17 protein-coding genes and 1 riboswitch are annotated in these 24,770 nt (G+C 48.3%); of the genes, 15 read left to right on the top strand and 2 right to left on the bottom strand.

All coding sequences use genetic code 11. The annotated features are described in order from the left end of the window. Window positions 1–5 precede the first annotated feature (5 nt). The 15 genes from mfd (at window position 6) to BC351_RS27665 (ending at window position 18,224) form a co-directional block, all read left to right on the top strand. Window positions 6–3,533 (top strand): transcription-repair coupling factor, encoded by a 3,528-nt coding sequence (mfd, locus tag BC351_RS27735; RefSeq protein ID WP_079417128.1) that lies wholly within the window; start codon window positions 6–8, stop codon window positions 3,531–3,533. Then, the gene (locus BC351_RS27730; protein ID WP_079417127.1) at window positions 3,514–4,623 is read left to right on the top strand and encodes a peptidylprolyl isomerase; all 1,110 of its coding nucleotides are present in this window, start codon (window positions 3,514–3,516) and stop codon (window positions 4,621–4,623) included. Before mfd ends, BC351_RS27730 begins: the two co-directional genes overlap by 20 nt. Window positions 4,624–4,870: 247 nt before the next feature. After that, window positions 4,871–5,413: a stage V sporulation protein T gene (gene spoVT, locus BC351_RS27725; protein ID WP_079417126.1), complete on the top strand. Its 543-nt coding sequence runs from the start codon at window positions 4,871–4,873 to the stop codon at window positions 5,411–5,413. A 129-nt stretch (window positions 5,414–5,542) separates the two neighbouring features. Further along, window positions 5,543–7,264, top strand: a complete 1,722-nt coding sequence (locus tag BC351_RS27720) for a putative polysaccharide biosynthesis protein (protein ID WP_079417125.1) — start codon at window positions 5,543–5,545, stop codon at window positions 7,262–7,264. A gap of 397 nt (window positions 7,265–7,661) precedes the next feature. After that, window positions 7,662–9,188, top strand: coding sequence for a bifunctional methyltransferase/pyrophosphohydrolase YabN (yabN, locus tag BC351_RS27715; RefSeq protein ID WP_079417124.1), 1,527 nt, complete (start codon window positions 7,662–7,664; stop codon window positions 9,186–9,188). Window positions 9,189–9,310: 122 nt separating this feature from the next. Continuing rightward, window positions 9,311–9,583 (top strand): HU family DNA-binding protein, encoded by a 273-nt coding sequence (locus BC351_RS27710; RefSeq protein ID WP_029197991.1) that lies wholly within the window; start codon window positions 9,311–9,313, stop codon window positions 9,581–9,583. Next, window positions 9,583–9,846, top strand: a complete 264-nt coding sequence (locus BC351_RS27705) for an RNA-binding S4 domain-containing protein (protein WP_079417123.1) — start codon at window positions 9,583–9,585, stop codon at window positions 9,844–9,846. Before BC351_RS27710 ends, BC351_RS27705 begins: the two co-directional genes overlap by 1 nt. 164 nt (window positions 9,847–10,010) lie before the next feature. Continuing rightward, complete coding sequence (locus BC351_RS27700) at window positions 10,011–10,610, top strand: manganese efflux pump (protein ID WP_079417121.1); 600 nt, start codon at window positions 10,011–10,013, stop codon at window positions 10,608–10,610. A 158-nt stretch (window positions 10,611–10,768) separates the two neighbouring features. Further along, window positions 10,769–11,053, top strand: a complete 285-nt coding sequence (gene yabP / locus BC351_RS27695) for a sporulation protein YabP (protein WP_079417119.1) — start codon at window positions 10,769–10,771, stop codon at window positions 11,051–11,053. Then, a complete protein-coding gene (gene yabQ / locus BC351_RS27690; RefSeq protein WP_079417117.1) occupies window positions 11,050–11,625 on the top strand; it encodes a spore cortex biosynthesis protein YabQ in 576 nt (191 codons plus the stop codon). The genes yabP and yabQ overlap by 4 nt, the downstream gene beginning before the upstream one ends. Before the next feature lie 15 nt (window positions 11,626–11,640). Beyond that, window positions 11,641–11,967 (top strand): FtsB family cell division protein, encoded by a 327-nt coding sequence (locus BC351_RS27685; protein ID WP_079417115.1) that lies wholly within the window; start codon window positions 11,641–11,643, stop codon window positions 11,965–11,967. 107 nt (window positions 11,968–12,074) lie between these two features. Beyond that, window positions 12,075–12,674 (top strand): S1 domain-containing RNA-binding protein, encoded by a 600-nt coding sequence (locus BC351_RS27680; protein WP_079417113.1) that lies wholly within the window; start codon window positions 12,075–12,077, stop codon window positions 12,672–12,674. Between the two features lie 375 nt (window positions 12,675–13,049). Further along, the gene (gene spoIIE / locus BC351_RS27675; RefSeq protein WP_079417185.1) at window positions 13,050–15,542 is read left to right on the top strand and encodes a stage II sporulation protein E; all 2,493 of its coding nucleotides are present in this window, start codon (window positions 13,050–13,052) and stop codon (window positions 15,540–15,542) included. 497 nt (window positions 15,543–16,039) lie between these two features. Then, on the top strand, window positions 16,040–17,173 hold the full coding sequence (locus BC351_RS27670) for a response regulator (protein ID WP_079417111.1): 1,134 nt from the start codon (window positions 16,040–16,042) through the stop codon (window positions 17,171–17,173). Window positions 17,174–17,257: 84 nt separating this feature from the next. Beyond that, window positions 17,258–17,341, top strand: a riboswitch (cyclic di-GMP riboswitch). Between the two features lie 55 nt (window positions 17,342–17,396). Then, window positions 17,397–18,224, top strand: a complete 828-nt coding sequence (locus BC351_RS27665) for a transglutaminase domain-containing protein (protein ID WP_079417109.1) — start codon at window positions 17,397–17,399, stop codon at window positions 18,222–18,224. Window positions 18,225–18,233: 9 nt separating this feature from the next. Here the strand turns inward: BC351_RS27665 and srtB are convergent, their stop codons facing one another. Both srtB and BC351_RS27655 read right to left on the bottom strand, forming a co-directional pair. Beyond that, window positions 18,234–19,055: a class B sortase gene (gene srtB, locus BC351_RS27660; protein ID WP_079417107.1), complete on the bottom strand. Its 822-nt coding sequence runs from the start codon at window positions 19,053–19,055 to the stop codon at window positions 18,234–18,236. 83 nt (window positions 19,056–19,138) lie between these two features. After that, the gene (locus BC351_RS27655) at window positions 19,139–24,514 is read right to left on the bottom strand and encodes an SdrD B-like domain-containing protein (RefSeq protein ID WP_158082248.1); all 5,376 of its coding nucleotides are present in this window, start codon (window positions 24,512–24,514) and stop codon (window positions 19,139–19,141) included. Window positions 24,515–24,770 lie beyond the last annotated feature (256 nt).

The raw sequence follows: 24,770 nt of genomic DNA, 5'->3' as shown, positions 1-24,770 counted from the left end.
CTTGTTTGCAAGCTTTAATTCAAGCTTTTTCTGCGGATACCGACTTTCAAACGATCGTGTCAGGCATTAGGTCCGAGATGAGAGAGCAGCTCGTTGCCGGGCTTACCGGCTCCTCGAAGCAGGTGATGATTGCAGCTCTTGCACGAGACTTGACGCGCCCGCTATTCATTGTGACTCACAATATGTTCGCTGCTCAGAAAATAGCGGAGGATTTACTAGAATGTTTATCCACGGATGAAGTGCTGCTCTATCCATCTCAAGAGCTTCTGACAGCCGAAGAAGCGGCTTCAAGTCCTGAGATGCTGGCGCAGCGTATTGACGTTCTGACGAAGCTGGCTGGCGGTTACCGAGGCGTAGTCATTGCGCCATTCGCAGGCGTGAGAAGACTGCTCCCTGTTAAGGAAGTTTTCGAAGCATCGCGCGTAACCGTGAAAATCGGAGACACGGTTCAGTTGGAGGAACTTCTGAGCACCTTATCGAATCTGGGTTACGAGCGCGTGGAGCGGGTAGAAACCAAGGGTGAGATGAGTGTTCGTGGCGGCATTCTCGACTTATATCCGTTGACGTCGGAGCATGCGATTCGAATTGAGCTGTTTGATGTCGATGTGGACTCTATTCGGACTTTCGATGTGAGTGACCAGCGGTCAATTGATAAGCTAGAGTCGATAACCATCCCTCCTTGCCGCGAGATTCAAGCGGATAGAAAGCGATTACAGTCGGCAGCGCAGCATGCTTACGAACTCCTTCAGGCTCAATTGGAGAAGATGACGGATCGTACGGCAAAAGACAAGCTGCTCGAAGGGATTGGACACGATATCGAGCTGCTCCGTGAAGGGCAGACATTCCCCGGCATTTATAAATATATCTCACTTTTATATACGGAAAGACAGACCCTTATCGACTACATGCCGAAGGATGCTGTGCTGATTATCGACGAACCGGCGCGTTTGCTGGAAACGGCGAAGCAGCTGGAACGCGACGAGGCAGAGTGGATGATGCATGCGATAACTGAGGGGAAGAGCTTGCCGGCTTTTGTGCTGTCCAAATCCTATGAAACTCTGCTTCACCGCAGGCCTTTCCCGACTTTATATTTATCTCTTTTCCTTCGTCAGGTCGTTGGTATCCAGCCGCAAAATATCGTGAACTTCGTAAGTCGCGTCATGCAAAACTTCCACGGACAAATGAATCTCCTCAAAGCCGAGATGGAGCGTTGGAAGAAGAATGGCAGCCAGGTGATTCTGCTGGCCAACGGGGATGATCGGGCGGAACGCGTGAGGCGGGTATTGCAGGATTATCAGATCGACATACCCGAGATTGTTGATGGCAATTTGCAAACAGGATTTGAGCTACCTTCGATCCATTTGGTGGTAATCACGGAAGGCGAAATCTTCACGCAGAAGCAGCGCAAGGCGCGCAAAGTCGAGAAGAAGCTCGAGAATGCAGAGCGTATCAAGAGCTATCAAGAGCTCAAGGTTGGCGACTATGTGGTTCACGTCAATCATGGTATCGGGAAGTACGTCGGTATCGGCACCTTGGAAGTTGGCGGTATCCATAAGGATTACCTGCACATCATGTATGCCGGCGGAGATAAGCTCTCTGTGCCCATCGACCAGATTGATTTAATCCAGAAATATGTAGGTTCCGAAGAGAAGGAGCCGAAAGTTTATAAACTCGGCGGAGCGGATTGGGCCAGAGTGAAGAGCAAAGCGCGGGCATCCGTTAAGGATATCGCTGATGAGCTTATCAAGCTGTATGCGGAACGCCAGGCAACGACCGGCTATGGATTCAGCAAGGACAGTTCCTACCAGAATGAGTTCGAAGCTATGTTTCCTTACGATGAGACGCGGGATCAGCTTCGTGCGATTGAGGAAATCAAGGTCGATATGGAGAAATCGCGTCCGATGGATCGATTGCTCTGCGGCGACGTTGGTTACGGCAAAACCGAAGTGGCTGTGCGCGCGGCTTTCAAGGCGGCAATCGACGGCAAGCAAGTGGCTGTCCTGGTGCCAACGACGATTCTGGCGCAGCAGCACTACGAAACGTTCCGAGAGCGCTTCTCGGGTTATCCTTTCAACGTGAAAGTGTTAAGCCGTTTCCGTTCCAAGAAAGAGCAGACGGAAGTTATGAAAGGCGTCAAGAAAGGCACGGTTGATGTTGTGATCGGAACTCACCGCCTCTTGTCGCAGGACGTGCAGTTCAAGGATCTTGGCCTGCTGATTGTCGATGAAGAGCAGCGTTTTGGCGTGTCCCATAAGGAGAAGCTCAAGCGGCTTAAGACCAATGTGGACGTGCTTACGCTGACGGCAACGCCGATTCCGCGAACCCTGCACATGTCCATGCTGGGCGTTCGGGATTTATCCGTAATCGAGACGCCGCCGGAGAATCGGTTCCCGGTTCAGACCTATGTGGTCGAATATGGACCGACATTGGTGAGGGAAGCGATCGAGCGGGAGCTGGCACGTGAAGGTCAGGTGTACTATCTCTATAATCGTGTTCAAGGCATCACGCAGATGGCTGATCAAATCTCGATGATGATTCCGGATGCCCGTGTGACGGTGGCACATGGACAGATGGGTGAGCAGGAGCTGGAGAAGACGATCCTTGATTTCCTCGATGGGGAATACGACGTGCTTGTCAGCACCAGCATTATTGAGACCGGCGTTGATATTCCGAATGTGAACACATTGATCGTACATGATGCCGATAAAATGGGGCTGTCGCAGTTGTATCAGCTGCGCGGCCGTGTAGGACGATCGAATCGTGTAGCCTATGCTTATTTCACTTATCAGCGTGATAAAGTGCTTACAGAAGTGGCGGAGAAACGCCTCCAAGCGATTAAAGAGTTTACAGAACTTGGTTCAGGCTTTAAAATTGCCATGAGGGATTTGTCGATTCGCGGCGCCGGCAACTTGCTCGGTGCAGAGCAGCATGGTTTCATTGCATCCGTGGGCTTTGATTTATATTCCCAAATGCTAGCTGAAGAAATTGCAAAGCTGAAACTAGAAATAGATGGAGAAGCAGCAATTCCGGAACCGGAATGGCATACTTCGATCGATATACAATTGGATGCTTATTTGCCATCCGACTACATCTACGACAGCATGCAAAAAATCGAAATCTACAAAAAAGTGGCCGCCATTCGTACATTGGAAGAAGCCGCGGATCTGCATGATGAGCTCGTGGATCGCTTCGGAGATCTGCCGCAGTCCGTATTCAACCTGTTGTCAGTGGCTCGTTTGAAAGCTTATGGTTCGGATTACCGGATTGAAACGATCAGCCAAAAAGGGGATGATTACCTCATCAAGGTGCACATTGACCAAAATGGCAAGCTGGATGGTCAGAAGCTGATTGCTCTCTCCAAAGGCTTTGATGGTCGAATCAAGCTCAATGCAGATCCACAGCTTCAAATTGTTATTCGCGCTAAAGGCTTGAAGCCAGAAGCTTCCATCGAATTGGTGGAGAAATTTTTGGTACAATATAAAGATGTTTTGAAAACGAAAGGGGAATTAAAGGATGTTGCCAAATCATACTAGTAAACAACGACTTTTTTCTAAAAAATGGATCTTAAGCATGGCAGCTGTCGTAGTTGCATTCTCAGTGCTTAGCGCTTGCGGAACGAAAAAAGCAGGGGACGCAACAGCATCACCTTCACCTGCAGCATCACCTGCTGCTTCTGCAGCAGTAGCGGGTAACCCGACTGATGTCCTAGCTACATACAAAGAAGGCGGTAAAATTACGCGCGGCGAGTTCAACTCCTTCATCAATGTGAACAAAATGTTTTCGCCGCAATTGGCTCAATACATGACAGATCCTGCTTTTCAACAAGATATGTTGAAGCAAATGGTGACTTTCCGTGTCTTGTCTGCCAAAGCGGATGATAAAGTGAAAGCTGATGCGGACAAGCAAGTAGCAGAGCAAATGAAAGCTATTACGGATTATTTCGGCAAACAAGAAGGCGGCATGGATAAACAACTCAAAGACAATGGTATCGAATTGAAGGATATTGAGTCTTTGATGAAAATGAGCTTCTACACGATGGGCAGTATGGAAAGCACAATCACAGATAAAGCTGTTCAAGATGCCTATAATGAGCAAGCGGCTGCGCATGCGTTTGATATTGCTACCGTTAGCCACATTCTGATTTCCCTGAAAGATGCAGCAACACAGAAAGATATAAGAACGAAGGATGAAGCTTTGGCAAGAGCCAAAGAAGTGAAAGGCAAGCTGGATAAAGGCGGCGACTTCGCAGCCCTAGCGAAAGAATATTCCGATGATCCAGGTTCCAAAGACAATGGCGGTACGTACAAAGATGCCGATATCAACCAATGGGTACCTGAGTTCAAACAAGCAGCAAGCACGCTTCCTTTGAACACGATCAGCGATCCAGTTGAATCTTCCTTTGGATATCACGTTATGAAAGTGGAGTCCAGAAGCACGAAGCCGCTGGATGATACGATGAAAACACAAATCAAATCGCAGTTGGCAGAGAAATCGCTGACTGAGTTTGCGGAGAAAGAATATCCGAATCTGATTCAAACGAATAACCTGCCGAAACCGGAAGCGAGCCCAGCTCCTGCCGCTAGCCCGGCTGCAAGTCCAGCAGCTAGCCCTGCTGCAAAGTAAGAACTTACCAGGATGTCCGATTATGGGCATCCTGTTTTTATTTGTTATTTTTGGACATCATAATCGCAGCAGGGTGCAAAGCTACATAAAAAGATGATTCCCTTAGCAGAAGCGACTGCATAGAAGAATGGGAAGTGAAGAATACTATGGATAGAATTCAAGTTCCCACCCAATCCCGATCTAGCATACAAGATTTCATGCTCCTGTCGTATCTAATTCGTAAGCGGAAAGTGAGGCATCTAGAGGTATGAAAGCAACTGGAATTGTCCGTCGGATAGATGATTTAGGGAGAGTTGTGATTCCCAAGGAAATACGACGCACACTACGCATTCGCGAAGGTGACCCTTTGGAAATTTTCGTAGACCGCGATGGTGAAGTGATACTCAAGAAGTATTCACCTATTGGTGAACTTGGCGATTTCGCCAAGGAGTATGCAGAATCCTTATTTGAGAGCACCAATCATGTAGCCTTGATCTCTGATCGAGACAATATTATTGCCATGGCTGGCGGATCCAAAAAGGATTATTTGGAGAAATCAGTAGGGTCAATTATTGAATCCTGCATGGAAAACCGCAAAGCGCTGTTGGAAAGCAGCAGTGGACAGTTTGAGATCATTAAGGATGCCGTTGAAACGTTCTCCTCTTTTGTAGCGGCACCGATCGTTGCAGGTGGAGACCCGATTGGATCGGTCATTTTGATCTCCAAGGATGAGAATGTAAAAATGGGCAATATGGAAGTGAAAATGGTAGAAACCGCGGCTGGATTCCTAGCCAAACAGATGGAGCAATAGAAAAAAAACAACACACAAAAGCTTCCTTACTCAGATGTTGCCATCTGTAAGCGAAGCTTTTTTTGTCTGCTATGACTGATTTCGTTATAATACGTCTATAGGAATTAATCAGATTGAGGAGACATGGTTATGAAGGAAGCCGGCAAGGAGCATGTCGTTGAGAAAGAAGGGCTCCAGGGGAATGTCGGTAAACAAGGCGGGAAGCTGTTAAAAGGTGCTGCTGTTCTCGGGGGCGCGGCTGTTCTGTCTAAATTATTAGGCACCTTGCAAAAGATTCCACTGCAAAATGTTGCAGGCGATACGGCATTTGGAATCTATAATGCGGTATATCCGCTTTATATTTTAATTTTATTTGCAGCTACGGCCGGATTTCCGGTCGCTGTATCCAAGTTCGTGGCTGAACGCGTCATTCATGGGGATCACCGAGGAGCCAAGCGTATTGTCCGCGTATCCGCAGCTGTGCTGTTAAGCACAGGGGTCGCCTTGTTTCTGCTGCTGTATGCGGGCGCTGGCGAGATTGCTCGCCTGATAGGCATCAGTCAGACGGAAAGCGCGATCCGAAGTGTATCGTTTGCCTTGCTGTTGTCTCCGTTGCTTGCTGTGCTGCGCGGGTATTTTCAAGGGTATCAGAATATGCTGCCTACGGCTGTGTCGCAAGTCATTGAACAACTGATCAGGGTCATTACGATGGTCGCTCTTCTTCTGTACATGGCGGCGCTTGCCTATGACGAAGAATGGATTGCAGCGGGAGCTACGTTTGGCTCTGTTACAGGGGCTGCGGCAGGACTGCTTGTGATGGGGATGTATTGGCGCAAGGCGATGAAGGGGGAGCGGGAGCAGAGGGCTCAGGGAGCATCTGATCAGAGTGCGCTCGCTTCCACGGAGCTGACATCCTGGCAGTGGGCGAAACGGATTACGGCGTATGCCATCCCGGTTTGCCTGGGAGCTATTGTGGTTCCGCTGCTGACCTTGGTCGATACCTTTACCATGCCGCGGCTGCTTGAGGCTGCGCAAGGCAGCGAGGGAGAGGCTATGCGGCAGTTTGGGCTGTATAATCGCGGTCTTCCGCTGATTCAGCTCGTTGTGATGATTGCCTCCTCCATGTCCGCTGTGTTAGTTCCCGCGATGGCGGAAGCGAAGGCAAGGGGGCAGGTTGAGGTTATTCGCTTCAGAGCGGAGATGGCTGTAAGGCTTTCTTGGCTGATCGGCCTCGGGGCCTCGTTTGGGCTTGCTTTTGCGGCGATGCCCATCAATGTCATGCTGTACAAAAGCGATGAGGCGAGCTGGACGATGGCCGTGCTGGCCTTCACGGCCTTGTTCAGTACGCTGAACGCTGTCTCCGCCAGCGTTCTCCAGGGGGCCGGCGCGATCAGCACGCCGGCGAAGGCTCTGCTCGTTGCCATCGTGCTGAAAGCACTCGGCAACGTGGTGTTCATGCCCCGCTGGGGCATCGACGGCGCCGCGCTGAGCGCTGTGATCGCCTACGCCGCTGCGGCGGGGCTCAATCTGGTGCAGCTGCGCCGCTGCACCGGGGCGCGCTTCGCGCTGCGGCCGTACGCCGTCAGTCCCGCGCTGGGCGTGGGGCTGCTGGGCGGCTGCCTCGCAGCGCTGCAACTGCTGGCCATGCCCGCTGTGGCGGCATGGCACGTGCCTGAGCGATTGAGCGCGAGCGCAATCGCCTTGGTGTGCGTAGTCGGCGGCGCGGCCGTCTACGGGCTTGCGCTGCTGCGCAGCGGCAGCATCAGCCGCGAGGAGCTGCGGCTGATGCCGGAGCTGGACCGGAAGCTGGCGCCGGTCCTGGCGAAGCTGTGGCCGGCGAAGACAGCCGCCGGCCCCCGCGAGCGCAGCTAACGAGAAGCTGCGTGTGCAAAGGGAACTACAATCCGCTATCTGAGCGGAAATGGACTCTTCCATTTGCTTAGCGGAACTACAGGGTCTTATATCTTCCGAATCAGCGGTTTTCTCGGTGAAACGGCTGAAATAGCGGAACACAGTTCCCTCTAAGGCGTAGAAGAGGCGGTTATCGCACAAATAAGGGAATGTAGTTCCCTTTGAAATGCTGGAGAGACTGCGTATGGACGCTGGGAGACTGTGGGGACTGCGGGGACTGTGGAGACTGTGGAGACTGCGAAGGCTGCGAAGGCTACGAAGGCTCGGGAAAGACGGCTATGCCACAAATAGCGGCAACGCTTGCGTATGTCCGCTTTCCTTGCACGTATACAATACCAATTCAGGAGGTGTTCCTTATATGTCAAACAACAACGCACAGCTTACCGTCGTCGGGCTTGGAACAGGAGACGAAGATCAGCTAACCTTGGGAGTATGGAAGAAATTGCAGCTAGCCGCCCAATCGCAATCCGTGCTGTACCTGCGCACGAAGGACCATCCTATGGTGCATATGCTGGATAGCAATCAAATTCCTTACGAAACCTTCGACGAGAATTATATGGCTCACCAAAGCTTTGAGCAGGTGTATGAATCCATAGCGGAGGCGTTGATTCAAACCGCCAAGCAGCAGGCTGGTGAGGTCATTTATGCGGTTCCAGGGCATCCGATGGTGGCGGAATACACGGTTCAGCTCTTGAAGCAGCGCTGTCCTGAAGAGGGGATTTCTCTAACCATTCTGGGGGGAGAAAGCTTTCTGGATCAGGCCTTCCTGCGGTTTGGTTTCGACCCGATTGATGGCTTTCAACTGCTGGATGCGACCAGTCTGAGCCGTTACACGCTGAATCCGCACCTTCATACCGTTATTGGACAGGTGTATGATACTTATACCGCTTCAGACCTCAAAATCAGCCTCATGGATATGTATCCTGATGATTATCGCGTTGTTGTGGGTCATTCCTTGGGTGTGACTGGGCAAGAACAGATGTTCGAGGTGCCGCTGCACGAGCTTGACCATGTTAAGGGCTACGGCAATCTGTCTCTGGTCTGGGTGCCAAAAAGTGAGAAGGATGAGGATGATTACCGCACCTTCGGCCGCTTGCATCAAATCGTCCAAATTCTGCGCAGTCCGGAAGGCTGCCCATGGGATCGTGAACAAACGCATGCCAGCCTCCGCAAAAATTTGATCGAAGAAGCCTACGAAGTCCTTGAAACGATTGATGAGGATGACCCGGACCATATGTGCGAGGAACTTGGGGATCTGCTGCTGCAGGTCATGCTGCACGCGCAGATGGAGGAAGAGATCGGCACGTTCACAGTCTATGATGTGATTGCTACGCTTAACGAGAAGCTGATTCGTCGTCACCCGCATGTCTTCGGCGAAAACAAGGCCGAGGATGCGGATGAGGCGCTTGTGAATTGGAATGCCATGAAGGCGGAGGAAAAGCGCAAGAAGGGCATCGACGTTGCGCAGCAATCTGCGCTGGATGGCGTTCCGCGTGAGCTGCCAGGACTTATGAAGGCGCTGAAGCTCCAGAAGAAGGCGGCGGCGGTTGGGTTTGACTGGACAGAGCTGGAGGATGTGCTGAGTAAGGTGGATGAAGAGCTGGCGGAGCTCCGGCAAGCCATCGCTCATCCTTCGGAGGATGGGGCCGCAGAGCGGTTGGACGAGCTCGGAGATGTGCTTTTTTCCATCGTGAATGTGGCTAGATTCCTTAAGCTTGACCCGGAAGATGCCATCGCACAGACGAATCGCAAATTCGTTGCGCGGTTTTCCTATATCGAGGATCAACTACGTTTAAGAGGCCTTTCTTTTGAACAAACTGAGTTATTAGAGATGGAAAAATATTGGCAGGAAGCAAAAAAAGTTGCAAAACTTAAACAAGGATAGAAGGATTTTAGCGAAAAAGGCAGAATACTAAGTTGGGTGTAAGGTTGAATATGGAAATGTAACCACTATTGGTACATAGAAGACTTTGATCTTCAAACATTTTTGGGAGGTAAAGAAAACACATGAACAAAACAGATTTGATCAACAACATTGCAGAAAAAAGCGGACTTACTAAGAAAGACGTAGAAGTCGTACTTAATGGATTCCTTGGTGAAGTTACAGATGCTCTTTCATCCGGAGATAAAGTTCAATTAATCGGTTTCGGTACGTTCGAGACTCGCAAACGTTCCGGTCGCACAGGCCGCAACCCACAAACGGGCAACCCGATTGTAATTGCAGAATCCAACGTTCCTGCTTTCAAAGCGGGCAACAAACTTAAAGACGCAGTTAAATAATGCGAATCGATAAGTTTCTGAAAGTATCTCGTCTGATCAAACGTCGTACCGTAGCGAAGGATGTGTCCGATCAGGGGCGTGTCTGGATTAACGGCCGTGATGCCAAAGCGAGTACACATGTGAAAGTCGGAGATGAGCTGTCCATTCAATTCGGCCAGAAAAAGGTGACGATTCGAGTGGAAGTTCTGTCGGAGTCAACTCGCAAGGAAGACGCTGCTCAGATGTACTCACTGCTCAAGGAAGAAGCTTTTCAATCCGAATAAAGCTGCAATTGTGAAATAGTCCGAGATCCTGAATAGGGGTCTTGGGCTATTTTTTTGAAATCAAGCGTTTCTCACGGACACTTTCTTTCTAGGCTTGTTCAGGTTCCGTCTGGGCTCGCTGCGCATATCATACATCAAAGAATAATGAATTAGGTGGTGGAGGAATGCATTGGTTTACAATTGTGGCGATCGGCATTGCCGCAAATCTAGATAATCTGGGCATAGGCTTATCCTTTGGCTCGCGTTCAACGAAAGTGCCGCTGTTGTCCAACCTGCTTATTGCTTTGCTATCGATGGCTGCAACCTATGTGGCTATGTCTGCTGGTAACTATGTTTCGCATCTCTTGTCCCCATCCGTGGGCAATTTGATCGGTGGTATTATTATTATCCTTTTGGGTGCATGGGGACTGCGTGCAAGCTTGAAGCGATTTAGACATGCGGCCAGGGATGCCCAATTAGGCGAGCAGTTCGCAGGGATGGCCCAAAGATCAGATAAGGATGGGAATCACGTTATTTCGTGGGGAGAATCGTTGTCTCTGGGCTTTGCGCTGTCCATCAACTGTCTGGCGAGCGGCTTGGGTGCCGGGGCCAGTGGAGTCTCTCCGATCCTTTCTGCGATCTCGGTGGGCGTCTTTTCCCTTCTAACTGTCGACTTGGGCATTCGTATGGGCAGCAAAATTGCCAAGTCTTGGTTCGGACGATATGCGGAGCTGCTGGGATGTTTGTTGTTAATTGTCATAGGTTGTTATGAATTGATCGTGTAAACGTTCGTGAGAGCACAGGGGAGAGTGTTTGTCGATTCATGGAAGGGCTCTCCTCCTAAGAATAAGCCGCATATTTTATTAAAGATGACCGTGCCCAGTGGTTCTAAAAAAGGACATCCTCCCATATCGTAAGGATAGATGAAGGAGGGGTACAGGCCATGATCGAACCGGTGAAAAACAATAAACGGCAAGAAATCAAAATGCTTAATCGCAAGCTCTTGGAGATCTCCGGAGTTTTGAACGTAGAAAGCTTTGACAGTGAAGAGTTCCTCCTGGAAACGGAAATGGGCTATTTGATGATTAAAGGCCAGAATTTGCACATCAAGAATTTGAGCTTGGAGCAAGGGTTAGTCGCCATTGAAGGATTAATTCAGGAATTAGCTTATGTGGATGGGAATACCCAGGAGAAATCCAAAGGGTTTCTTGGTAAGTTATTCAAGTGACCCTTCACGTTCAGTTCCAAACAATCTTCATGATGTTCCTGAGTGGAGTCTCCATATGCGCGATTTTTGATGTGTTTCGTGTGCTCTCCGGCAAGCTGAAGCTGCCGCGCTGGACGATTCCGCTCGTTGATATTGTTTATTGGATTGTGGCGACAATCCTTGTGTTCCGTCTGCTTCTTTACAGTAATGAAGGACAAGTTCGTGTGTTTATCTTCCTGGGGCTGGGCATCGGTGTTTGTTTTTATTTCGCTTTTCTCAGTAATCTGGTTATTCGTCTTACCTTGCTAATTATCCAAATCATTATTGCGATCTACCGCTTTCTTGCCAAAACTGTCGAAATCATCCTGATTAAACCGATTATTGGCTTATATCGTCTAACGGTGATAATTTTAGGCTTTTTGCTGGCTGTAGCTATATTCCTTTACAGAATTGTGCTACAATTGCTTTATCCTTTTTGGAGATTGCTCCTGTGGATGACTCGGCCTGCCCATAAATATTTCGTGGTACCTGTTTGGTTGAAGAAACTAATGGGTAATATCATTACGATCTATCGCAGGTTATTCTCTAAGTAGGAGGAAGTCCTATATATGCAAGCTCGTGCAACCGTACCATCATCTAAGCGCAGCGCTAGCATAGGCTCAAAGCGAAGACTGCGTTTTCTTTTGATCTTTGTCCTATGTTTTATGAGTTGGGCTGCTGTTAACATATGGGGGCAGTTCGCAAAGCTGCACGAAAAGAGCAACGTCGTCGCAAATATGGAGCAACAACTCGTTGAAGCGAATAAGCTCAAAGAGCAAACAAAGAGAGAAATTGCTAGACTTCACAATGACGAATATTTGGATCAAATCATTCGCCGGGATTTTCACTATAGCAAAACGGGAGAGACGCCACTGAGTGTCTCCAAGTCGCAATAAAAATTATAAGAAGAAGCGGCTCATGCCGTGTTGACCGGGGTTTCTGCATCGGTTATAATCGGCGTAGCCAGTGTTTTCAACATTTTAAGGGAGGAACATTTTACTTTATGGCAATTGAAGTTGGCACCAAGTTAGAGGGTAGAGTGACGGGGATTACTCACTTTGGAGCATTCGTCGAGCTTGCTGAAGGAGTTACCGGTCTTGTTCACATTTCGGAGATCGCGGACAATTATGTGAAAGACGTTAATGACCATTTGAAGCTGGAAGACAAAGTAACGGTCAAAGTGATTAACGTGGACAAGGATGGCAAGATCGGACTGTCGATCAAGCAAACGGTTGACAAGCCAGTTGAGGAAAGACCTGCTCGTCCTGAACGTACAGGTGGCAGCAGCTATCAAGGACGCCCAAGCGGAGATCGTCCAAGCGGCGGTTATCAAGGCGGACGCCCAAGCAGTGGCGGAGAACGCAGTGGCCCTCCAAGCGGTGGTCCCGGTGGTGGTGGCGGTCGTCCAGGTGGCGGCGGTGGCTTCAATCGCGGCGGCGGTGGCGGCGGACGCGGCGGCTTTAACAAGCAGCAGGGCGGAGCTAGACCCTTCTCGTTCGAAGATAAAGTATCTCGTTTCCTTAAAGATAGTGAAGAGCGGATTTCGTCTCTGAAGAAGAACACCGAGTCCAAACGCGGTGGCCGGGGCGGAAGAAGAGATTAATAGATGCAAGTCACGAACCACATTCGCTTCGGCGGGTGTGGTTTTTTTATTCGTTTTCAGAAGATATGGAGCGGAATGATGCGAAGGGTATTCGTCATAGGGATCCGTCGCAAGGCTTCAGAACGGAGAGATCTGTCGACATGGTATTACGGGTATCTCCCTCATACGCAGGGCGAAAGTTCGAGGTAATCAGACTTCTGGAAACGTTCTCAATTGAATAAAGCGAGTCTAGGCAAGGGCTGAGGCATGGTGACAAAGCTGGCGCGGCTTGTCGGAAATTTCTTTGAAACTATCAACTCATTCTGACAAACTTTCTGCTAGATTGTCTCTATACTAGAGAAACAAATAAGGATGGAATGGATGGTGTTCGCAAACATGCAAAGAAGAAGCATAGGTGCAGTGATTGGTGGCGGGTGGACAGGATTTTGGCAGAAAGCCAAGACAGGCGCTCAAAGCGCAACTGTGGAAAACCGATTTGTTCAAGCATTTGTAGCTAAGAAATGGTCAATGCTGCTGGTCGTTATGGCCTTCCTGCTCGGACGTGCCATGATTTTGGAACAGCTGTCCCCGTTCGCGCTAGCCTTTATCGCGGTCATTTATTTTACAAGGAGAGATATTTTACACTGGGTCGGGGTTGCTGCTTTCGCCGGAAGTTTATTATCGCTCCATTCGAATACAGGGTATCTCGTTACCGAAATTATCGTCTTCTTACTCATCCAAAAGGCGCTGGATAAATTCGAGCGTTCGGAGCTTTCGTTGGCGCCGCTTCTTGTATTCAGCTCCACGTTCCTAGTACAGCTTTTTGCAGAGCTCGTGGTCTCCAATTTAAGCTGGTACTCCCTAATGATGATATCCGTAGAGGCACTGCTGAGTCTGGTGCTGACCTTGATTTTTATACAGGCCATACCTGTCTTTACACTTACCCGTAAAAACTATCATTTGAAACACGAAGAAATTATTTGTTTGATTATCCTTTTGGCGTCTGTCATGACAGGTACAGTAAGCTGGAGTATCGGCCCTGTCACGGTGGAGCATGTGTTATCCCGTTACTTGATTCTATTATTTGCCTTGGTAGGCGGTGCTCCTTTCGGGGCTTCAGTCGGCGTAATTACAGGCTTAATTCTAAGTCTTGCCAATAGCAATGCTATCTATCAAATGAGTTTATTAGCTTTCTCCGGCATGCTGGCTGGCCTTCTCAAGGAAGGGAATCGTTTGGCAGTTGCTTTCGGCATGCTGCTGGGATCAGCAATTCTCTCGTTCTATATGGGGACGGGTGTGGATGTGCTTAACTCGATGTGGGAGTCGCTGGTCGCTGTAGCGCTCTTCCTCCTGACCCCGCGCAGTCTTGTTCAGACTCTTGCCAAATATGTGCCGGGTACGCAGGAGAATCTGAAATCGCAGCAGGATTATGCCAAAAGGGTGCGTGACGTGACAGCGGGCCGTGTGGAGCAATTCTCAGAGGTATTCCGGCAGTTGTCGCGCAGCTTCAAACAGTTGACGACGGATGATGCGGTAAGCCGCAAAGAGGAGGAAGTTGGGCATTTCATGAATGCTGTTGCGCAGAAAGCCTGTGATTCCTGTTGGAAGAAGAGCCAATGCTGGGATCAGAAATTTTATCAAACTTACACCTATATGACCGATATGATGACCAATATTGAATCAAAGGAGAATATGACGAAGAAGCAAATACCAGCCGAATGGAAGAAGGTTTGTATACAGACGGAGCAGGTGCTGGAAGTGATGAAGCAGCAGTACAGCTTGTACAAGAATGATTTACATTGGAAAAAGCAAATTATGGACAGCCGTCATCTCGTCGCAGACCAGCTTTCCGGCGTCTCTCAGGTTATGGAGGACCTGGCCAAAGAAATTAAGCGGGAAGGTCAGGAGCTCTTCCTACAGGAAGAACAAATTCGCAATGCGCTGGAGGAGCTGGGCTTATCGATTCATACCATTGACATTATTTCCTTGGATGAAGGAAATATCGAAATCGAGATCATTCATCAATATACGAAAGGCTTCGATGAATGCCGGAAAATCATTGCGCCGCTGCTTAGCGAAATCATCGGCGAGAACGTCGCCGTGATGCGCGAAGAGATGCACGCGCGCGGCGAGGGCTACAGCACGGTCGTCTTCGGCTCCGCCAAGGAATACGAGGTCGAGACCGGTGTCGCCGGCGCAGCCAAAGGCGGCGACCTCTTCTCGGGCGACAGCTTCTCCACGGTGGAGCTGGGCAATGGCAAGTATGCCGTGGCGCTGAGCGACGGCATGGGCAACGGCGAGCGCGCTCGCGCAGAGAGCCAGACCGCCCTTAGCATCCTGCAGCAGCTGCTGCAGTCAGGTATGGACGAGAAGCTCGCGATCAAGTCGCTGAACTCGGTGTTGATGCTGCGTTCCTCGGACGAGATGTATGCGACCGTAGATATGGCTTTGATAGACATGTACAACGCGAATACCACGTTCATGAAGATTGGTTCCATCCCCAGCTTCATCAAGCGCGGGAATGAGGTCATTTCCATTTCGGCAAATAATCTGCCGGTGGGCATCCTGAGCGAAATCGAGGTTGACCTCGTCTCGATTCCACTTCAATCGGGCGATATCCTCGTCATGATGACCGACGGCATCTACGATGCACCAGGGCATGCGGTGAATAAGGAGATGTGGATGAAGCGGATGATTCAGGAAATCGATACGACCCTGCCGCAGGATTTTGCAGACTGCTTGCTGGAGCGGATTTTCCGCCACCATCACGGCGAGATTCAAGACGATATGACGGTTGTTGTGGCCCGCATAGAGAAAAGGCAGCCGGAGTGGGCTGCGTTCCGCTGGCCGGGCATCACACGCATGGAGCGTCCCAAGACTGTCAGTTAGCTGATGAAATAATAGCTGCTGTCTCATAAGCTATTGAAGCTGGTGGACTCATAGAGTCGGAAGCCTGCGAAAGTGCAGGCTTTTTTTCAACCATATAGGACGAAAAGTGGAAAGCCTGCGATTATGCAGGCTTTTTCAGCTTTATACTCTGGAAATCGGATAAAGGCCGTAAAAACATGCACAATTGCAGGAATTCATTGATTTTCAGCTAAATCAGGCTCAAAAAGATGTATGATCGTAGGTTTATATAAAGTACAACCGCACCATCACGGAGTCCGTACCTTTTATCAGGGAGTTTTCCTCAAGTTTTTTCTACTTGTAGAGGAGCTCCCTTTTCCTAATGGCATTTTTTACCCAAATAGGTTGCGTTAAGAATTACTATCGTGCTTAACTAGGAAGTAGACTTATGACGTTTGAAAGTTCTAGCTATAATATCGAAGGTTCGCCGAATATAGGAACGAAGATGATGATTCAAATTCCGCGAAGAGGTGTCGAATATGAAAGTTCTGTTGGTTGATGATGAATCATTAGCTTTGAGGAGCATGGAGAAGCTGCTGAGCAAACACGAGGATATCGAAATTGCAGCTTCTTTGATGGATCCGCGGCAGGCTTTGGTTTTTGCTGCGGAGCAGAAATTGGATGCGATATTTCTAGATTTGGAAATGCCGGAAATTGGCGGCATGGAGCTGGCCGCAAGGCTGTCTACTGTACAGCCTGATGTGAATATTATATTCGTTACGGCTTTTGACCAATATGCGGTGGATGCCTTTGAATTAAATGCTTTGGATTATATATTGAAGCCGATATCGGAAAGTCGATTAGGCAAAACCTTGAATCGGGTGCGTAAAGCCCTTGCAGAGGCATCACCTGATGTTGACGTGCAAGAGATGGGTACCATGCTCTGCTGCTTCCAGTCCCTTCACTGGATACATGGAGCTTCAGGCGTGCAGTCTTTTTCCTGGCGAACCAATAAAACACAAGAGCTGCTCTCCATTCTGCTTCATCATCGCAATGGTCCTGCCCTGCATAAGGAAGTGCTGCTGGACATGCTGTGGCACGAGCAGGATCCAGCCCGTGCGGGTGTGCAGCTGCATACGACCATATATCAAATACGGAAAATGCTGAAGGAGCAGGAGTTGGCCGTTCAGGTCGTCTATGAGCACGAGGGCTATCGTTTGCAGCTAGATGAGATGCGTGTGGATGTAGAGGTCTGGGAAGCGGGATTGCTGAAGTCTCCTGAGTTGTCCATGGATGAGCTAGGTGCTCATAAAAGACTGCTGGATATGTACAAAGGCGATTACTTTGGAGAATCTCAGTATGTATGGGCCGAAAGTGAAAGGGAGCGTCTGCGGCTCCTTCGATGGACGTATCTGCAGCGTTTTGCTGATTTTTGCTTGGAGCAAGGGCTTCTGAAGGAAGCGGGAGAAGCCTATCAACAGATGAAGGAGCAGTTTCCTTTGGCGGAAGATGGCTACTTTGGTTTGATGCAGGTTTACCACAAACGGGGTAATTTTGCCGAAATGAAACAGCAGTATGCCATGCTCCGAAATCGGCTGCAGGAGGATCTTGATATTCCCCCAAGTAAAGCGATTATCAGCTGGTACAATGAGGCTTTTGGACAGAGAGCATAAAGCAAGATCACTGCCGTATCTATGAATATAATGGCATTGAACTCCTAACTGGCGTATGGTATGATACTTTCATATTCTAGTAACTTTTGAAAAAGGCAAACCTGTCGAAAGGCAGGGACGCAAAGCCACGAGTCTAAAGCATTATGCTATGATCGTCGGGCCGCCAAGAGGCAGCGGAGCAATCCACCCTCTTTTGGCTTCATAACAAGGGAGGTTTTTTGTCATGTTTACTAAATTTAAAATGCTAGTCGTATCGTCCGCAATTTGTTTGTTTGTCCTCACTACGAGTGTGCATGCTGAAGCTAGCAGTACGCAAGCGGAGGTTAATACACAGCCTAAGTTAGAACAAACGATCAAAGAAGAATTGGCTAAGAAATCAGCAACGATTACGATTACCTATACATCCAAAGATATGAAAGATTCTGCAAGTTATCTACAAGGAATTCGTGATTCTATCGATCATGCCCGTGAGACAGTAAGAGAAGATTTGTTTTGGGATTTAAAAAGTCTGTCTTATAAAATGAAGGGAAGCGTCGGCAATCTGACGATTACCTTAACGCCGGAATACTTGACAACAGCCGAGCAGGATGCCTACGTTAACAAGGAAGTTGATCGGATTCTGGGGGACATTTTGAAGCCGGACATGAGTGATTTCCAGAAGGAATCCGCGATTCATGACTATGTGGTTTCAACTACCTCGTATGAGGATTTAGGTGAAATTGGGCATACGGCCTACTCAGCACTGTATAATCATAAAGCGGTATGTCAGGGGTACGCGATCCTCACATACAAGCTTCTTGCAAAAGCAGGGATTGAAAGTCATCTGGTAGTCGGCTATCTGAACGGTGATCCGGCACAAACGCACATGTGGAATCAAGTTCATATTGAGAATAACTGGTACATGCTGGATACGGTCTTCGACGATCCTACTCCTGATCAGCCAGGTGTGCAATCTAGAGCGTATTTTAATGTAACTAATGCAGCATTGAAAGGTTTGGGTCATACATGGGTGGAAAGCGATTATCCGATCGCTGATACGCTTTATAAATAAAAAGGAGCCCTAGGGCTCCTTTTTTTTCACGGCATGAAGGACTAAACGTGTATCGTCGGTTTCGTTGCTGCAAGTTACAAGCGTGAGAATCTCGTCTTCTTTTTGCGGAATGACAGGGGCTTGGAAGAGCGACTTTTTGCGATATTGATCGATAGCTTGACGGAAGGTCTGAGCGTTGTCATAGGAAATATCCACGGTATCTTTACTCGCATCAATGGTATAGACGGAGAAGATCTCCCAGCTCGTTTTCTGATCGATTGTTTCCAGAAGAATATCGCGATTCGCCAAGAAAAAGTCTTTGTTTTTATAATTCTGAAGGCTTCCGAACATAGAACCATCTATCATATTATGCCCGTAAATAATGGTGTTCCTTAGTTGTTGGTTAAGATCAATGCGATAGTCCATAAAGATGCTGCCGTAAATTGATTCGTGGCCTGCTGCATCCTTGTGCAAATAGTACTCATTATCTTTATGCTGGACGACTGGATAATCGACGCTAGTGCCGTCAATATGCAGCCAGCCGACGATTTCTTTGTTAATGGCAAGCAAGCTGTTCCAATTGATACTTTGGGGCGTTGAGGCAGGGCTTGTTTCACCTGCGATTGCTCCTTGCCCGGGATTGGAATCCGCAATAGATGGAGACGGGTAAGTCGTCTGGGTGGTATGGATGCTTGCAAGTTGTTGCTTTAATTGCTCGGCTTGCTTGCTCTGTGCCTGCTGCGTGTAGAGATCTATGGCCAAAAGGGAAGCTCCTCCTACGATTAATAACGAGGCTGCCCCATACAGTAGTCGATATCTCACAGGCTTGGTAGATGAAGACCTAGGAATCATTTCTTCCCCTTCCTATAGCTATAGTAGAACAGCGGCTTGGTGGAAAAGAAGCAGGGGCGGCTTAAAGCCACCCCTGTTTGCATTTATTTGTTTCTGCGCTGCTGCCAGCGTACGGCTCCAAGAGCGCTCAATCCGGCAAGAACCATAGCTAGTCCTGTCAGATAGTAGGTACTATGGGCCGCTTGGCCAGTTTTTGGAACAAGTGAGGTTTTCGTAGCGCCTTTATTGCTGCCCTTCGGAAGCACATTCACATTAATCTTCTGATAATCAATATCACCATTATCATTGGTTACTCCGACTGTAAAGGAATCATCGCCGTTAAATCCTTCTTTGGGCGTATAGATCCAATTGCCGTCATCCGTTAATTCCACGGTTCCGTTCTTAGGTTGTTCTTCTACGGTTACCGGTCTAGGATTGTTTTCACCTGCGTTTGGTATTTTACCAGTTACAGGTGTATCTTCTTCTGTCACAGCTGGCTGCACAGGAGCCGTTGTTGGTCCTGGCGTTGGAGCAGGCGTCGGCGCAGGCGGTGCTGGCGTCGGTGAAGGTGTTGGCACACCTGGCGACGGTGTAGGCGTAGGCACTGCTGGAGTTGGTGTAGGTCCAGGTGTTGTTGTTGGACCAGGCGTAGGACTTGGCGTAGGAGCTGTACCGCCACCACCACCACTGCCACCACCACCATTATCATTGCTGTAAGGATAGATGCCAGCGTCTATCGTTCTATTGTCTTCTCCCGACACCAATACAATGTTGTATACACGGCCTGAGATGTTAGGATCGGAGTCAACCGCTCTATCTGGACCTATGTTACTGGAAGTAAAAGCAAAACCGGAGATAGGCGTGAAGGCGACTTCATAGGAACCAGGTTCCAGATCTTCGAACAAGTAGTTGCCATTCACATCAGTCTTCGTAGTTGCCACCACCACAGTAGGTGCATTTGAACGATAAAGGGTTACTATCGCGTTAGGCACGCCTTCTTCACCAGCATCCTGAATGCCGTTTCGATTGGCATCAATAAATACTTTATCGCCCAGTTTAGCAAGCTTGTAGAATCCAGCATCAATAGTAAGATCATTGACGGTTGCAAGAATCGAAATATCATGGCTGAATTCGGTGACAGGATCTCTGTCTGAATCCTTCGTATCGTCGTTTCCTGCATTGGCTGGACTATCCTTAAAGCCACTAGGTTTAAGGAATTTCACTTTGTAGCTTGCGTTCAGAGGGAGATTGGTGAATAAATAGTGTCCTCCTCCATCAGTCGTTGTGGAGCTTAGCTTCGTATTCGTGCTTGCGTCGTACAGCTCAACGGCAACTCCGGGAATGCCAAGTTCTCCGGCATCTTGAATGCCATTGGCATTCAGATCATGCCAAACGATGTCCCCGATAGAGCCGTTTGTCAGAAGGAACAATCCGGCATCCACCGACAAGTTATTATCGCCTGATAATAAGGTGATGGGTACTGTTCTTCCTGTAGTCGGATCTGCATCAGAGTCTGCAAGGTCATTTCCGCCTTGAGCTTTGAGGGTGAAGTCATAGCCTAGAGGCTTTTTAAATTCAACAATATAGCTGCCTGGGTCTAGGTTGGTGAATTTATACAAGCCCGCGACATCAGTAGTTGTTGTCTTAATCACCGTTGTTGGATCAGACGCTAGATAGAGATTGACGACAACCCCTCCGAATGGGGAATCTCCTGCATCTTGAATGCCATTTTTGTTGGCATCCAAGAAAACATAGTCGCCAAGACTAGCTGGCTTGTAAACACCTGCATCGTAGCTGTAATCGCGTCCGCCTTCATTTAATGTTATCACACTCGTGCTGGCATCTGCATCGGTGCGAGCCGCATAGATCGCATCGCTGTCTTTCTCATCATCCGAGCCGATGTTGGCTGGCGAAAAGAAGTCGTAGCCTGCAGGGCGACTAAATTTAACCACATAGCTACCTGGAAGAAGATTGGAAAAGTTATAAATACCGTTTCCATTCGTCGTAGTTGTATAAAGCGCAGTAGCTAGGTTGGACGCGTTGTAGAGTTTCACGGTCGCTCCGGATATGCCAGGTTCTCCTGCATCCTGAATCCCGTTTCCATTACGATCATGCCAAACTAGGTTGCCAAGCTCGGCAAGATAAAAGCCAGCATCAATCGTGTTATCCGTCTGTCCGGAGGTTAAGTTAATGACATGGCTTTTCCCTGTCACTTCGTCAGCATCCGAATCTTTGGTATCATCGCCGGGCTTGTTTTGAAGGGTTGCTTTATAGCCGGTTGGTCGGATGAATTCCACGATGTAGTTATACGGATCTAGATCAGGGAAACTGTATCGGCCGTTGACGTCAGTCGTAGTTGTTTTCTTAAACGTTGTTTCAGGAACGTTATTCTTGTACAAGTTGACGACAACGCCGCCAATTCCTGGCTCTCCGGCATCTTGTACGCCATTCATATTGATATCGTTCCATACAAAATCGCCAATAGCACCTCTAGTGAAGATACCTGCATCAATGGTCATATTATGTTCATTAGCAGAAAGATGGGTGCTGGCATGATAAGTTCTATTGGTGCTGTCGTAGAGAGTAAAATCGCTATCTAATTCATCCGCATTGGGTCCACTCCCTTGATCATTAGGCGAGAGGTAGTAGTTGGCTGGCATGATGAATTCTACGGTATAGTCACCTGAAGCTAGATTTGGAAATTCATAGTAACCGGGTTTGCCAGTTCCGTGCTCATCACCGGTTCTGGTATAAGAGATCCGGTTAACTAAATCGGAATTGCTGTAAAGATTAACGAGGATCCCATTAATACCTGTTTCTCCGGGATCTTGAATGCCGTCTGCATTGGTGTCTTTCCATATGAAGTCTCCCAGACTGGCCGTGTTAGCAGGATAAGGTTCAACTTCAAATCCTACCTTGTTGGGCTCGGAAGGCAAGAAGGCTTCTGGACCATTCACATCAGGGTAAGTAGCGCCGTATCCAAAGGAATTCCATGCAACCTTGTTGGTTGGAGCACTTACTGGCGCCCGCATATCCCATTCCAATACGATAGATTCTCCTGGAGACAGAACAACGTTGCTGCCCAAGACAAACTTGAGTGCGGTAACTGTTGTAATGTCATCTGGAGGCGTTAAACTCCAACCGGTATCGTTATGTGGAGGAAGCGATTGTGAAATATCGGACATATTTGGAGTCAGACTAGTTGAATAGAAGATCTGAACACCTGTTACAGAACGTAAGAAATGATTGATATCATCCGATTTCACGATCGTAAAAGCGCCCCCGTCCGCACCGGTGACATTATTCACCAAATACGGTCTCCACTTGGTATCACGACCGTTGCTATCAACTACGCCTGTATCGCCAATACGAGGCAGCTTATCGATAATAACGACATTGGAGATAGGGCCGTTAGAATCTTTGTTGCTAACCCGAAGTTGATACATGGCTTTCCCGCCAGGCAAGGTCTTGCCATAGGCAGGTTCTTTGCTGAAGGCTGAGTCCAATTCGCCCTTAACCCATTTAATGGATTCCAGGGAGCCTTTGAATTTGACATACACGTCGATGGAAGCGGTAGCCAGCTTGGTCGTAGCTGGGTTATTGTCCCAGTCATTCGTATCGTTGACTGTTGAGCTTCTATCATCGAGCACACCTGAAGCCGCAGCGTACATCGTATTTTTGAAATAGCCGTTTGTTGTATTTGCTTTGACTTTTCCACTTACATTAACATCAATGAAATCTCCGGGTTGTAGTGTAATTCCTGGGAAATCCCATTGATACACATTATAGTTGACGGAGTTTACTGTTTTTGTACGTTGGTTAAAAGTAATCGAAGCACCTGGAACCGGTGTCGTGGTGCCAGAGAGAGTCTGATTTGCTGTGTAGGAAAAGTTCTCTAATTCCTTAGGAAACAGATCCACTACAGTCGGCATAGTCAGATTTCCTGTTGCATAGTCATGATTCTTAATCCGCAGCTTATAGGTAACGGTATCGTCAATTTTGACAGAACCATTATTGACGGATTTACTCGCCACAAGCCAAGGGAGAGAGGCTGCTACCGTAATATCTACGAAATCCGTTTTGTTGGGCAATGGCACAGAGGCATATTCGGATTTAAGCGTAGCTGTATTGGTAATAGTCTGGCCTACTGCAGCTGTATTAAGCAGTGTTCCTTTAACATGAATATCGGAAGCAATGCGGAAGCCGCTAGGTACGGTGCTGAAGTTCCAAGCAACCTTGGAAACGATGGAGCCACCGATGGCTAAGTCAGATACATTTAATACATGATTACTGCTCGTATCGAGATCTGCACCGTTTGTCCATGGAATCCAAGTAGGGTTATTGTCTTTTTGATAATACACATTGGCAACAACACCTGAATTGTTCGCGTAAGAACCTGTGGACACTTGGGTCAAGTGAATATCGCTTGGTATGGCATCTTCGACAATAAATTTGTCCAAGGGCACGTTGCCGGTATTTCCGAAGCTGTTAATTTTATAATCAACAATTTGGCCGATGGAGTACTTGTCATTGGCTTGTCGGGAATCCTTATTAATGCCGCTTGTTCCTGGCGATGGGCTAGCAAGTAAATGGGTCGCAACTGCCGTATTTGTCGTTAGATTCGCACCGCTCAGACTCTTGCCTTTGGCATACACAGAATTCGTAACGGTTTGCCCTACGCTAAAGGTAGGAGATGGGAAGTTCAGGACCACATTATAAACACGTTCCTGTCCCGTAGCTAAAGTAGGGAGGTTCCAGTAAACCGAGCCGGGAACCGACGTGTAATCACCGCCGTCAGCGGAAACTACCGTTGCACCAGGAGGCAAAGTATCGAAGATGCCTACGTTCTGGATGTTGGAACCGCCTGAGCTGTTCCCTTTTAGCTTAATCTGATAAGTAACATTGCTGTTTAAAACAGGATCTACCGTTGGGACGATTTTTGTTTTGGAAATCGACCAATCGGTGGCATTCACGACGGCTGTTACAACAGGCGCAGAAGCAAGTGGAGAAGTGGCGCCGTTTGCCGTAGCGATTGCCGTATTTTTGGCGATGTCGCCTGGTTGCGTTGTTCCTGGCTTGAACTTGGCTCTTAATTTCAGGATGCCAGTTTGACCATTGGCCAGAGGCGTTTTCATGACATACTTGACAACACCTGGCGTGCTTGTGTCCACATGATCCACATCTGCTGTCGTATCGACATCGATGAAATCGAGTGTGTTCGGCAAATTATCCGTAATAACCATGTTGTCGGTATTGCCAATTGTGCCTGGATTCGCATACTTGATCGTATACGTAATCGTTTCTCCTGGTGCTGCTGATGTCTTGTCTACGGATTTCTCCAGAGTCAAGGAAACAGCGGCAGACGCAACAAGGTTGTAATACGGCAATATAGCCAGCGATAAGGCCATAAGCAGGAAAAGCACTCTTTTAGGAAATAGGAAGAGAGTCCTGCTTCTTTTCAAACCCAATAAATGTTCCATACATTGCTCCCCCAAAATCAGATGACATGAGCTGGCAATGTATTTTGTTGTAAAATATTCCAACTGCATGTCTCTCAAACGACTCTAAACCTTCATTCTTCTTGGCATAAGATAAAATACTGTTGTAATCGCGTTAATCTATGTCTGAAGATGAACAATCTTATCCATCAAGTAAGCAGTGTCTATGTAGTCGTGGAGATTGCCCGATCCATCGTCACCTCCTTCGAATTAAAGCTTCTGGACCTTCCATCCAACA

It is taken from the genome of Paenibacillus ferrarius (assembly GCF_002027705.1).
Classification (GTDB): Bacteria; Bacillota; Bacilli; order Paenibacillales; family NBRC-103111; genus Paenibacillus_E; species Paenibacillus_E ferrarius.
Note: the sequence above shows the minus strand (reverse complement) of the source record. Positions and strands in the feature narration are given on the sequence as shown.